This is a genomic window from Priestia sp. J2, from assembly GCF_020790095.1.
GTDB lineage: Bacteria > Bacillota > Bacilli > Bacillales > Bacillaceae_H > Priestia > Priestia zanthoxyli.
The window spans coordinates 535,377-548,558 of record NZ_CP086208.1 but is presented as its reverse complement, the minus strand read 5'-3'; the positions used below and the strand labels follow the sequence as shown (position 1 = coordinate 548,558).

At 38.2% G+C, this 13,182-nt stretch carries 12 protein-coding genes and 1 tRNA gene; 8 read left to right on the top strand and 5 right to left on the bottom strand.

Annotated elements, in window-relative coordinates; genetic code table 11:
* Positions 1-5 precede the first annotated feature (5 nt).
* The 4 genes from LJY09_RS02915 to LJY09_RS02900 form a co-directional block, all read right to left on the bottom strand.
* Positions 6-1,619 carry a long-chain fatty acid--CoA ligase gene (locus tag LJY09_RS02915; RefSeq protein WP_014461684.1) on the bottom strand — a complete coding sequence of 538 codons (1,614 nt, stop codon included), beginning with the start codon at positions 1,617-1,619 and terminating at the stop codon, positions 6-8.
* A 115-nt stretch (positions 1,620-1,734) separates the two neighbouring features.
* Positions 1,735-3,234, bottom strand: coding sequence for a coproporphyrinogen III oxidase (locus LJY09_RS02910; RefSeq protein ID WP_042992344.1), 1,500 nt, complete (start codon positions 3,232-3,234; stop codon positions 1,735-1,737).
* A gap of 413 nt (positions 3,235-3,647) precedes the next feature.
* Entirely contained in the window at positions 3,648-4,526 is an 879-nt protein-coding gene (locus LJY09_RS02905) for a Cof-type HAD-IIB family hydrolase (RefSeq protein ID WP_013055300.1), read from the bottom strand.
* A 179-nt stretch (positions 4,527-4,705) separates the two neighbouring features.
* A complete protein-coding gene (locus tag LJY09_RS02900; RefSeq protein WP_014461686.1) occupies positions 4,706-5,056 on the bottom strand; it encodes a YlbF/YmcA family competence regulator in 351 nt (116 codons plus the stop codon).
* A gap of 187 nt (positions 5,057-5,243) precedes the next feature.
* Here LJY09_RS02900 and LJY09_RS02895 point away from each other — a divergent pair, with 187 nt between their 5' ends.
* From LJY09_RS02895 to LJY09_RS02865, 7 genes are all read left to right on the top strand, one after another.
* Positions 5,244-6,590: a YheC/YheD family endospore coat-associated protein gene (locus LJY09_RS02895; RefSeq protein ID WP_228307480.1), complete on the top strand. Its 1,347-nt coding sequence runs from the start codon at positions 5,244-5,246 to the stop codon at positions 6,588-6,590.
* Entirely contained in the window at positions 6,587-7,666 is a 1,080-nt protein-coding gene (locus LJY09_RS02890; RefSeq protein WP_014461688.1) for a YheC/YheD family endospore coat-associated protein, read from the top strand. Before LJY09_RS02895 ends, LJY09_RS02890 begins: the two co-directional genes overlap by 4 nt.
* A gap of 4 nt (positions 7,667-7,670) precedes the next feature.
* Positions 7,671-9,020 carry a YheC/YheD family endospore coat-associated protein gene (locus tag LJY09_RS02885; RefSeq protein ID WP_226556411.1) on the top strand — a complete coding sequence of 450 codons (1,350 nt, stop codon included), beginning with the start codon at positions 7,671-7,673 and terminating at the stop codon, positions 9,018-9,020.
* Complete coding sequence (locus LJY09_RS02880) at positions 9,017-10,177, top strand: YheC/YheD family endospore coat-associated protein (RefSeq protein WP_226556412.1); 1,161 nt, start codon at positions 9,017-9,019, stop codon at positions 10,175-10,177. The genes LJY09_RS02885 and LJY09_RS02880 overlap by 4 nt, the downstream gene beginning before the upstream one ends.
* A 66-nt stretch (positions 10,178-10,243) precedes the next feature.
* The gene (locus LJY09_RS02875) at positions 10,244-10,453 is read left to right on the top strand and encodes a YheE family protein (protein WP_013055294.1); all 210 of its coding nucleotides are present in this window, start codon (positions 10,244-10,246) and stop codon (positions 10,451-10,453) included.
* Between the two features lie 29 nt (positions 10,454-10,482).
* Positions 10,483-11,385 carry a PucR family transcriptional regulator gene (locus tag LJY09_RS02870; protein ID WP_228307479.1) on the top strand — a complete coding sequence of 301 codons (903 nt, stop codon included), beginning with the start codon at positions 10,483-10,485 and terminating at the stop codon, positions 11,383-11,385.
* Positions 11,386-11,524: 139 nt separating this feature from the next.
* Positions 11,525-12,634, top strand: a complete 1,110-nt coding sequence (locus LJY09_RS02865) for an ABC transporter ATP-binding protein (protein WP_013055292.1) — start codon at positions 11,525-11,527, stop codon at positions 12,632-12,634.
* A gap of 24 nt (positions 12,635-12,658) precedes the next feature.
* Here the strand turns inward: LJY09_RS02865 and LJY09_RS02860 are convergent, their stop codons facing one another.
* Complete coding sequence (locus LJY09_RS02860) at positions 12,659-12,823, bottom strand: hypothetical protein (protein ID WP_228307478.1); 165 nt, start codon at positions 12,821-12,823, stop codon at positions 12,659-12,661.
* Positions 12,824-13,081: 258 nt separating this feature from the next.
* Between LJY09_RS02860 and LJY09_RS02855 the strand changes: the two genes are divergently transcribed.
* Positions 13,082-13,157: transfer RNA gene (locus LJY09_RS02855), tRNA-OTHER, on the top strand.
* Positions 13,158-13,182 lie beyond the last annotated feature (25 nt).

Here is a 13,182-nt window from a genome sequence, read left to right as displayed (position 1 = left end):
ATTACTCACCCTTTCTGATAATGATTGACGACTTGTTCACGAAGCGTACGTTTTAAGAACTTTCCTACCGTTGTCTTCGGGATTTCATCCATAAATAAAATGTCATCTGGAAGCCACCATTTCGCGAACTGCGGCGCTAAAAATTTGAGCAGCTCTTCTGACGAAACGATACCTTTGTATGCATCTTTTAACACGACACAAGCCACTGGACGCTCTTGCCACACCTTATGAGGGACTGCTATGACGCAGGCTTCAAAAACAGCTTCATGGGCAATAAGCGCGTTTTCTAGATCAACCGATGAAATCCATTCTCCTCCGCTTTTAATCAAATCTTTTGTTCGGTCTACGATTTTGATCGTTCCCTCTTCGTCAACCGTCACAATATCTCCGGTATACAGCCAGCCGTCTTTAAACGTATCTTCTGTTCTTTTATCCTTATAATATTCAGAAGCTATCCATGGGCCCTTTAGTAATAGCTCACCCATTTCCACTCCATCCCAAGCAACTTCTCCATTTTGACCTATTACTTTCATTTCAACCCCAGGAACTAAGAAACCTTGCTTCGCTTTTACGCTGAGCTGATACTCAAAGTCTTCGCAGTACTGATAGCTTTTTAAGCGGGAGACGGTCACCACAGGGCTTGTTTCCGTCATTCCGTACGCATGCATAAATTCAATTTGATATTTTTCCTGAAATTCTCGAATGACGCTTTTTGGGGCCGCTGATCCGCCACATAAAATAGCTCGCAAACTATCAACTGAGTAAGGTTTTTTTTCTAACTCTTGTAAAAAATTTAACCAAACTGTAGGCACAGCTGCAGCAAGAGTTACTTTCTCTTGTTCAATCAGAGAAGCAATCGTCTCTGAAGTACAAAAAGCACCCGGCAGCACGATCTTTGTTCCAAACCAAACCGCCGCAAAAGGAATTCCCCATGCGTTCACGTGAAACATTGGAACGATAGGCATAGCGGTATCAGCTTCTGATAAACCAGCACTATCAGCAAGCCCTAGCGCCATACAGTGCAAATAAATAGCGCGATGAGAATATACAACGCCCTTTGGCTCTCCTGTAGTAGCAGATGTATAGCAAAGACCTGCTGGTTCTTCTTCGCTTAAATCTTGAACAAAGGAATGCGATGAGTGCCCTTGCTTAATCCAATTTTCGTAATGATACACTGGTAATTCCGTTTCTGGCAGCTCATCTTCATCTGACATAACGATATAGGCTTCAACATGTGGAAGCTTTTGATGAATACTTTCAAATAAAGGTAAAAAGCACTCATCAAGTAAAATGACTTTATCGCGTGCATGGTTAATGATGTATACAATTTGCTCAGAATCTAACCGAATATTAATTGTGTGAAGGACAGCGCCTATTCCCGGCACGGCAAAATAAGCTTCTAGATGCCTATGATGATTCCATGCAAACGTTCCGACTCTTTCTCCTCGCTTCACTCCAATTCCTTCTAACATACTAGAGAGCTGCCGAGTCCGTTTTATTAACTGAGTATAGGTTAAACGCTGAATTCCTTTTGAAGATTTAGAAACCACTTCTTTTTTACTAAACAGCTTTTCAGCTCTTTCCATCATAGATGGTACGGTTAACTGTACATTCATCATTAAGCGGCACCTCGCATCGTCATAATAAGAAAACGCTTACAACTTTTTTATATATTCAACAGATTCCGACATTTCCCTGCTGAAAATAAAAAAAGATCACTAAAAAGTGACCTTTTTATTTACTAAACAATTCATCTAAAATCTTGAGTTTTTCATTTGTGTAGTGCTCGAATCCATCGTTGTACGATTTTGGATCTTTTGGATTCGCAAACCTTGTAATGATACCTGTTTCTGGATGCACGAATTTACTAGATGCCCCGCATCCAAGGCCAATAATCGTCTGCTTTTCTTCCATGATCATAATATTATACAGGCTCTCTTGACCAGGGAATGAGTAACCAACGTTCTCTAAATTACCTAAAATATTTTTTTGGCGATATAAATAATAAGGCTCATACCCTTGTTCTTGAGTCCACTCAGTCGCCAAATCCATCATTTTACCAATTTCATAGCGATCTGCCACTTTGTATTTTCGTTTATTTTGAGTCATTTCAGATGCGCGTTTAAACGATAGCGTATGAACAGTTAAAGATTCAGGAAGCAATTTTTTAGATTCGTCTAGCGTATGCTGAAATTCTTCTACACCTTCATTTGGAAGCCCAATAATTAAGTCCATGTTAATGTTATTCATTCCCATTTTTCGGGAAAGATGAAATTTATTAATGGTTTCTTCAACTGTATGATGACGTCCGATAGCTTTTAAAGTTTCTTGAATATAAGACTGCGGATTTACACTAATACGATCAATGTTCCATTTGTTCAAAACAGCTAGCTTTTCTTCCGTAATCGTATCGGGTCTTCCTGCTTCTACCGTAATTTCACGGATATTTTGTACATCAGGAAACGATTCATACATCTCTTCATACAGCATGTCCATTTCTTCAGCGGTAATGCTAGTTGGCGTGCCTCCGCCATAATATACAGTTGTAATCTTGACGTTATTTTCTTTTAACCATTTTCCCACTTCGCGCATCTCATAATGCAAGCCGCCTAAAAATGACGTAACGGATCCTTGACGTCCGTTAATCGCATAGGCTGGGAATGTACAGTATGCACACTTCGTCGGACAAAACGGAATGCCTATATAAATACTTACCTCGTTCTTTAACTCATGTAAATCGGGAATAGCTGCTAATTGACGATCCACAATATGCTGCATTAAATTAATCTTGTCATCGGTAATTAAATATTCTTCCTTTAACTCACGATGCGCTTGTTCTTTACTTTTGCCCGACTGCAGTTTCATATGAAGCAGCTTCGTCGGACGGATACCAGTTAAAATACCCCATTTTTGAACAATGTTTGTATACTCCTGTAATACAGATAAGTAAACGCGAAGTACCACATTTTTTATTTGCTTAAATTTTTCTTTTTCTGTTTCATAAGGCGTAAACGATTTAGAAAGCTCTTCTGTAAACACCTTCTCTGTTTCAGCGTCATGCAGCACTGCTTTCGCATAAATTTCTTCATGAACTTTTAGCTCTACTTCGACCTTCAGCTGAGCTTCGTTATCATCCTCAAAGGAGACGTTGCTTTCTTCAAAAAACAAATCTGAAATTCGGTGAAGCGGACGTAAAAAACGCTCATCTTCTATACCTTTTATATAAATGTTCAATATAATCACCTTTCAAATCAATTGTATCTAAGTAATCAGTTTACAAAACCTACGTATGTCCGGTCAAGGTGCTCAGCTCAAGGGAATGCGCGGACAGCAAACAAACGGAAAAAGAGATTGAGCCATAACTACATTAATTCAATCTAAAGACGTGCAAATAGGATAAATCAGCTCATATAAATCGCTTGTTATACCGCTGTTGATTTTCATGCAGGGCTTCGCTTCTGCGTGGTCTCATCTCTTCCGCTTTTCCCGCAGGGGGCTTCACCTTGCCCTCCGATCAACAGCTAGAAGCAGCTACATACGTGGAACCGACGTTCACCCTACCAATAAAAAAATCCGAACGAGTTTGATTCTTCGTTCGGATCTTCATTCACCTAAACTACTTTTGCCTAACCTCTTTTTTCCTTAATTTATTTTAAACGAAAGCTGTCAATTTGATGAAGATAACCAAGGCGCTGCTGCTTTCTAAATAATTCTTTTACCATGTAGGCTACACCATTTTCATTATTAGAACGAGTAACCCAATCCGCCAGCATTTTTAATTCTGTTGGTGAATTGCCCATGGCCACACCCATTCCCGCATGTTCAATCGTTTCTAAATCATCATAGCAATTTCCAATGGCTACTACGTCTTCCATTGGTATCCCTAGACGATTTGCTACATAACGAACGCCGGCAGCTTTTGTGGCTCCTTTTGGCGTAATATAACATCTATTTTCATTTGGATACGAAAACCATTCAATATCCGGAACTGCACTAGCAATTGTTTGCTCGGCGTATTCTTTTTCTCTACGATCTGCAAAATACACTTCTATTTTTGGCGTAGAAACAGGTTCATCACGAAGCGTATCTCCTAAGGAATCTACGAACTGCACAGGATAAAAGAGCGGTTCTCCCGTTTTTAACACGCTTTTAGCTACAATATTATTAGGAAGCTTTACACGATTTCCAATTGAAAACCTTTCGTGTAAAATGCGGACATGACAATTAAAATTTTCAAAAAGCTGAATGAGATTAAATGTTTTTTCCTCGCTAATTCTCTTATCTAGTATCGGTTTGTCTATCGATGTTCCGATAAAGGCACCACTATGAGTAATTAGCATTGCTGGATGAACTTTAAGTGACCGAGCAATTTTTTTAGCAGACGGAAAATGCCTGTTTGTTACTAACGTAACGTAAACCCCTTTATTTTTCACGAATTGAATTGCGTCTTTCGTTTCTTTTGTAACGCGCCCTTGGCTATTTAAAATGGTTCCATCAATATTCAACGCTAGCAATCGATAAGCCATATGAGAACCCCTTCTTTCATAGATGTCTAATCCGTTAGGATACGGTTATAAATGACCTTTTCATGTTAGTCGGCATGTGTAGCCTTGTTACTAAGCTTATGAGTAGAACTGCACAATTAGAAGAAATTTCCGCATAAAAAAAGAGGAAAAGATTTCTCTTTTCCTCTTTCCTCTATCTCTTATTCAGCCGCACCGTAAAGTTCTTCAAGTGGCTTCATGATAATTTTGTTTAATTCACCAATTACCATGCTCATACGTTGCTCAGCTTCCATTAGCTTCGCGATATTTTGATCTTGTTGAACGATTGCAACTGTTTGCTGAGCTTGCTGAACTTCTTCTTCAGTGATTTCTTGGCCCATCATTTGCTTTTGTTGCAGCTCCATTTGCATTGTACGGAAGCGCTCAAATAATTGTTTTGAACCTGCATCAGCGTTTACTGCTGCATATAAGTTTTTTAAGTTTGTGTAATCGTCGCTTTGACGAATTGCTTTTTCTAAATCATTTGCTACATCATGTAAGTTTACAGACACGTTAAGTTCCTCCTAATTAAGTTCTATAATTTCTTGACTTCCCTAACTATAACAAATTATTATATAAAATTCAGCTTAAGACCTTTATTTTCTCAGAAAACGATAAATTCTCTTCACAGATTGGGCTAATTCCTCATAGTATATATCAGCATTCGCCTACTAAAGGAAAGAAAAAGAGGATTCGTTTATGAATACTTTTACCATTTCTCTAAAACCACTAGAGAACCATATGAGCAACGACATTTACATTAGTTCTGCTCTGTTCTCCCGTGTGAAGTGCAAGCACGAGTTTACGTTAACAGTAGGCTCCATCACGAAAGAAGTCGAAGCCACCGTGTTTCAGCATCGAGAATGCTGTTTCATGATGTCAGAAGCTCTATTTACAGACTTTCGCTTTCCGTATGAAACGCATCAGCTGAGAGGCATTTATGAAGAAAACACGTTTAGGTTGGGGCCCGTAATTAGCATCGTAACAGAAGTTCGAGAAGATGAAGAACTCTTCGGCTCTATTTCTGTATTTTGTAAGGAATTTGTTCAAGCTTGCAAGGAGCTAGGGTGTTTTTGCTATGTGAGCAAATTAAGCGACGTGAAGTCATTATCCCCTAAAGGATATGTTTATCGCGCTGATCGATGGGTTTATTCAGACGTTCCCTTTCCGGGAATCGTACACAACCGGATTCATGCCAGGAAAACGGAGCAAACCGCTGATTTTCAAACCTTTAAAACATTTTTAAAAGAACATGACGTTCCTTTCTTTAACGCACGCTACTTAAATAAATGGACGGTTTTTCAACAGCTTACAGATGTTGTACACTTGCTTCCATATTTGCCAAAAACGTATCAACTTCGTTCACGTCAAGATCTTCTTGACGCTTTGGAACTTCATGACGATGTTTTTTTGAAGCCTGTTCATGGCAGCCAAGGAAAAAATATTTTTAAAATTTCAAAGAAAGAGAAGTATATTTTAGACTATACAACGTTTACGCAGACGTATGAAAAAGAATATGAATCTCTTTATGACTTATTTGAAACGCTTTATAGTCAATTAAAAAGGCAAGGATTCCTCATCCAAGAAGGAATTTCACTGCAGACATACAAACAGTGCCCTTTTGATTTCCGCATTCTCTGTCATAAAAAAGACGACTTGACGTGGAAAATCACGTCCATTGTCACACGTGTATCAAAACCCGGCAATTTCGTCTCAAATCTTGCCCGTGGAGGAGATATTCATCCTCCTCAACAAGTGTTAACTCAGCTCTATGATTCAAAAACTACGCGCCATATCCTTTCACTTTTAAAAGAGATTGCGATTGAAATTTGCACGCAGCTTTCTCATCCGTCTGAACTTTATGCAGAATTCGGTATTGATTTAGCGATTGATCAAGAAGGAAAGCCTTGGATTATTGAAGTAAATGTCAAACCTTCCAAACAATCAGATTCAAGCTCTTTCTCTGTCCGTCCATCAACAAAAGCACTGCTTGATTATTGTCTGCACGCAACGAATTTTCAATTTGCCAAGGAGGATTTACGATGATTTCATTAGGCTTTTTAACGATTCACCCACAGCAAGAAGTAGAGTACGTGACCGAAATTGCTAAACATGCTTCTGAGTTTTCCATTGAAATATACCGTTTTACTCCTTTTAACATTCATCCTAACACCGAAAGTATTGAAGGCTTCCGCTACGATTTACAACAAAAGAAATGGATAGAAGATTCCTTCTTACTTCCTTCATTTATTTACGATCGCTGCTTTTATCGAAAAGACTCGCTGTCTAAAAAGGCTCGCCCTATTGTAAACTGGCTTAAACAGCGGGAAGATGTTACATTTTTAGGCCATGGATTACCCAATAAGCTAGATGTCTATGAAGTAATTAAAAAAGATAGCTATTTATCTTCATATATTCCTCCTACCACTCCAATCGAAAGTGTAGAGCAGCTTGTTCAGCTGCTTCGAACCAACGATAGCCTAATGATTAAACCTGCCAACGGCTCACAAGGTAAAGGGATTGTGAAATTAAGACAGCGCGGACGTGAAATTGAAGCTTCTTATCAACAAAATGACATTGTAAACACCATTTTATTTTCCTCTTTTCAGGAGTTTAAGAACTGGTTTACGAAAACGACCCGTGATGTACTGTATATTGCTCAGCCTCATATTTCATTTTTCCCTTATGAACGCACTCCTTTCGATATAAGACTGCTATTACAAAAAGGAAACGATGGTGCTTGGAAAGAAATTGGAAGAGGAATTAGACAAGGTGAACGGGACTCCATCGTAACAAATGTAAGTTCAGGAGCATCTATTGTACCTTTTGAGAACTTGCTGCCTCGCATCCCTCGCGTTCATCGTCAATATGTAATGGATGAAATCAACACCATTTGTAAAACGATTCCGTCCGTGCTGGAAAATCACTTTCCTTCTCTTTTTGAATTAGGTATTGATTTATGTATCTCGAGAGACTTCAGCATCTGGATTCTAGATTTAAATTCAAAACCGGGAAGAAAAATAGTAATGGAGACAGCACCTGAACAAAAAGAAGTCATGTATAAAAATGTCCTGTCTTACTGCGTCTATTTAGCTAACACACTATCGTATCGTAAGGAGTAATGCTATGAAAAAAACTCTTACTCGCCTTGTTGTAGTAGAGCAGCTAGGCTGCGATCTTTCTGTTCCTGCATCTCTTTACAAAGACTCCTTGAAACAAGCAGCTTTTGGAACAATGACAGCTCCATGCCTTATACAATCTTCAGAACGTGGAGAAATTCAGATTTCAGCTGAGCTAATGACAAAACTTCAAATTCCTTTCGCCCATATGATGCAACCTATTATTGTGAATGAGACCATTCACTTAGGACCTTTAATCGGTGTGTTATCCGCTGGTTTTACTGGTTCTCTGCTACGGCCAATTGGAAAGCGTTCCCTTCACTTAGCTAAACTTCTTTCTACTGCAAGTATAACAGGGGGACTGCCTTTTATTTTTGGAACTCATCATATCAACTGGGAAACCGGGACCATAAACGGCTATTTTTATGAAGAAAGCGGCTGGACACAGCATGAAATCCCGCTTCCTAACGTTGTATATAATCGTTTGCCAAATCGAAAAACAGAGGGGTTAGCGCCTTTTAAGTTCATTAAAGAAAAGATGATGACTGATTACGGCATTCCATTTTTTAATCCTGATTTTTTCAACAAGTGGGAAATTCATGAGCTTTTAAAACTGAACGAGCAGACAGCCTATTTGTTACCTTACACAGTTGAAAGTCCTTCGTGTGAGCAAATAAAAAAACTTCTGTTTCTTCACCAAACCGTTTATTTAAAACCGAAAAACGGAAGCTTAGGCCGCGGCATTTATACCCTATCTTTTAAGGATTCCATGTACACGCTGACTTACAAAGGAGAAAAAGGTCTTCATGTTCAAGAAAAAGAAACCTTAGAGGATCTATTATCAGAATTTGAATATTTACTTACTAATCCTTCCTACATTGCTCAGCAAGGTATTTCATTAATCAAAAAAGAAAAGCGCTGTGTAGACTTTCGCGTGCATACGAATAAAGACGGCAATAACCAATGGGTGCTTACGGCTCTAGCTGCTAAAGTAGCCGGTCCCAACAGCATCACTACACATCTTGATTACGGCGGAGAAATTGAAGCTACAGCCAAAATATTCACCAACCCTTCTTACAAAAAAGAAATTGAAAATAAGCTAAAAGATGCCGCCATCTCAATTAGTCATGTGCTTGAACAGGAATTGAACGGATTAATTGGAGAGCTTGGATTCGATTTTGGAGTAGATTATCAAGGAAACGTGTGGCTGTTTGAAGCTAACTCTAAGCCCGGTCGCTCTATTTTTTCACACCCTTCCTTACGAAAAGCAGATCAACAAACTAGAAAACTTTCTCTAGAATATGCGATTTACTTATCTGGATACTATCTAAATACACCTGAAGGCATCAGCATATGATTACAATTTACTATCACAAAGAAAAGCAGCAGTGGTTTCATCATAACCCTTCAGCCTCTTACACATGGGGAGTTCAAGAAATTGAGCTTCCCTTTACTCAAAACATTTCTTCTACTCAAGCTTTTCTTCGTTTAAAAGGAGAAAAAGTCGGTCCTATTGTGGGAGTTTTAACGAACAAAGCTGTTTTGGAAAAACTAAATGTAAAACAGCGCCCTTTATTAGAACTCTTACATCATACCCTGCAAGAAAAAGGTGGGCTTCTTGCTTTATTCGCTGAAGAAACAATGTCTCATCACTTCTTTGAAGGGTATTGCTTTGACGGTGCAAAAAAGCAGTGGATCAAAACAACTTTGCCGCTGCCAAACGTTATATATAATCGTTATCCAGGAAGAAAATCAGAAACCAAGAAGCTGACATCTTTACATCAAAAAATTAAAGGCAAGCACATCCCACTTTTTAATTCCGCTTTTTTTTCAAAATGGAAAGTATATCAATTATTTTCAAAGGATCCACTACTATCTTCTCACCTTCCTAAAACCTATCGTTTAACACCAGAAATTGATATTGCTAAGCTTCTGCAAAAACACTCTTCCCTTTACTTTAAGCCTATTAACAGCAGTAAAGGCGCTGGGATTTTTCGATTATCTTCCCATAAGCATACGATTATTTACCAAGATCATAAACGCAAAGAAGAATTTTCTTCTTTAAAAGCAATTGACCTTCCCAGGTCTGCTTATCTCATTCAAGAAGCGATTGAGACGCAACCATTCAAAGACAGGCGCTATGACTTACGTATTTTAGCGCATCACAAAGATAGCCGATATGTTATTAGCGGCGTCGGTATTCGACATAGTCCCTATCAATCCATTACAACACATACTTTAAACGGCGGAAGCATTTCACCTTTTCAAGATCTTGAAGATGAAGTAGATACTTCCTTTCTTTCGTCTTTTGTAAATACGTGCGGGCAAGTCCTTCAAAAGTCCTTCCCTCTAGTTGAAGAATTTTCTCTTGATATGGCAAAGTCAGCTCAAGGGCAGTATTATTTGTTTGAAGTGAATGCAAAGCCGATGATTTTTGATGAAACAGATATTCAAACCCAAGGTGCTAAACACATATGCAACATATTTTACAAATTAACAAAATTTTTAGATTAAATGATTTTTCATCTCCTTTTCTCATGGTAAGCTTATAATAACTAATTGAGAAAGGAGATTTTCTTTATGGTTTCACACTTTCAGGTTAAACCACTGTATCAAAATAATCGGATGCCAGGCTGGCACATCTCGTTTTATATGAATCGGGTTTATTATGAGGCTGATTATTTAAAAGATGGACAAATTGTATGGAAAACTGCGCTTTCTAATCAAATAGATGAAACACAATTAATTGATTATATTCATGAGCTTATGCTTTTTCACGTTTATGAATAGTAAGCTTTCACCGAAGGGAACGAGCACAGATGAAACAGCTGCACACACTATTTGGGGATAAAATGATTAAGGCTAAAATCCCTTCTCAATTTGAACGTTACAAATGGTTTTCATGTGATGAAGGCTTCATTGGAATTGAACACACTGCTTTATCTCAAAAAGAGCAGGCGTTACTTTCTGCTTTTTTAACTCCTTATGATGAGAAAGTTTCTTTACTGACGCCAGAGCAATTGTATTGGTCAAACCTGTTATTTGAAGCACCTGAAAAAGTCATTCACTCTCATCATACGCACCATTCTTTTCGCTTCACCCAGTTTTTAATTAAACGTTTGTTTGAACAAAAAATAGAGTTTGAAAATGCGCTTCACGCCTTGTATTCTACCTCCATTACTGTGTTGTGGATTGATAAACAATCAGGTATCGTTATCGAAACCTTTAATGATCCTAATGAATTAACTGAAAATTTATCAGATTCTATCGAGGTGCTATGTCATGATTTTGAAACTTCGATTCAGTTCTTTGAAGGACAAATTCACTTGTTTCCGTCTTCACCGCGATTAATTCTTGAGCGTGAAAAGAAATGGTTTTATCAAATCAAGCATACAGTCGAACAAAACCATGTTATCCATTTTACTGACGTTTTACCCCATTTGGTTCTACAAGAGTCTTCAGAGGCAATCCAAAATCATATGATACATTTACTTGACTTAATAAAAGATGATGGAGATCTGTTAGAAACGATTAAAGTTTATTTAGAATGTAATTTAAACGTATCTCTTGCTGCTAAGAAATTGTACATGCATCGCAACAGCTTGCAGTATAGAATTGAGAAATTTATTGATCGCACACACCTTGATATCAAACACTTCACAGGAGCTGTGTCTGCTTACTTAGCCATTCTTGCTTTAAAAAATTCGCAAGATGGAGAATAAAATGAAAGGGTTTTCGTAAATAGTGCACGAAAACTCTTTCTTTTTTTTGTGCATGTTTGCCATTTACTGTTTCATTAAAAAAAATTACACTAGAGTTAAGAAAACGGTTTCACAGAGTACATAAAAGGGGGAAATGGAAATGGCTGAATTACGTTTAGAACATATTTATAAAATGTATGATAAAGATGTGACGGCAGTAAAAGATTTTAACCTTCACATTCAAGATAAAGAATTTATTGTATTTGTTGGGCCTTCAGGCTGCGGGAAATCAACAACGCTTCGTATGGTTGCAGGGCTAGAGGAAATTTCCAAAGGTGATTTTTATATTGACAGCAAGCGTGTAAATGACGTGGCTCCAAAAGATCGCGACATTGCAATGGTATTCCAAAACTACGCATTGTATCCGCATATGAGCGTATATGACAACATGGCTTTTGGTTTAAAACTTCGTAAATTACCAAAAGATGAAATCGACCGCCGCGTAAAAGATGCCGCTCGTATTTTAGGACTTGAGCAATACTTAGAGCGCAAGCCAAAAGCATTATCCGGCGGACAGCGTCAGCGTGTAGCACTAGGTCGTGCAATTGTTCGTGATGCTAAGGTCTTCTTAATGGACGAGCCTTTATCAAACTTAGACGCGAAATTACGTGTGCAAATGCGTTCTGAAATTGCGAAGCTTCACCAGCGTTTGGGTACAACGACAATTTACGTAACACATGACCAAACCGAAGCAATGACAATGGCTTCTCGTCTGGTTGTTATGAAAGATGGGATTATCCAACAGGTTGGTACACCAAAAGAAGTATACGAAAAACCTGAAAATGTATTTGTAGGCGGGTTCATTGGTTCTCCTGCTATGAACTTTTTAACCGGAACGTTAAAAGACGGAAAGGTTCAAGTAGGCGATTCGCTTCTTGCAGTTCCGGAAGGTAAAATGAAAATACTTCGCGAGCAAGGATATTTAAACAAACAAATTATTTTAGGCATCCGTCCTGAAGATTTTCATGATGAGCCTGTATTTATTGAATCTTCACCTGGCACAAAAGTTACAATCAAAGTCGATGTATCCGAGTTAATGGGAGCTGAAACCATGCTTTATTCTAAACTTGGCGGACAAGATTTTGTAGCGCGCGTGGATTCCAGAACAGATATTAAACCGCTTCAATCTCTAGACTTAGCATTAGATATGAACAAAGCTCATTTCTTTGATGCAGAATCAGAACAGCGCATCCGTGCTGAGCACGAATAAAAAAAGACCTCTAGGGGTCTTTTTTTATTCCTGTATTTGCTGCAATTCTTCACTGTTACAAGTAGAGCAGTAAAAGAGATGAATACATTGGTGATTTGCTAAATCACTAAGATACCCATTTTCTACTTTTAACTGATCGATTTCCATGTAAGCACTGTAATCATCAAAATAATCGCTGACTTTTCCCATATCCCCCAGCACTCCTCCACATGTTTTGCACGTCATTTGTACATCACTAAACCCATTACATAAGGAACAAATCGACATCCGCGCACCTCGCTTTACCTGATCAATATGTACCTATAATATGCACGGAATAAAACTCTCTTACTCTTTATCAAACTCCATATAAAAATTTCTATAAATTACCAATAATTTTCTATGTATATGTTTTTTTACCTTTCGCCATAATACTAGTAACAACCGAGCACAACAGCTCGCAAACATTGAGTTACGCCGCGGTAGGCAAGCAGGTCTAATCGATGTATCTGCTCGGCTGGTTCAACTCCAGCTAACTCAACCATTACAATCTATTTTATCTAACGAGG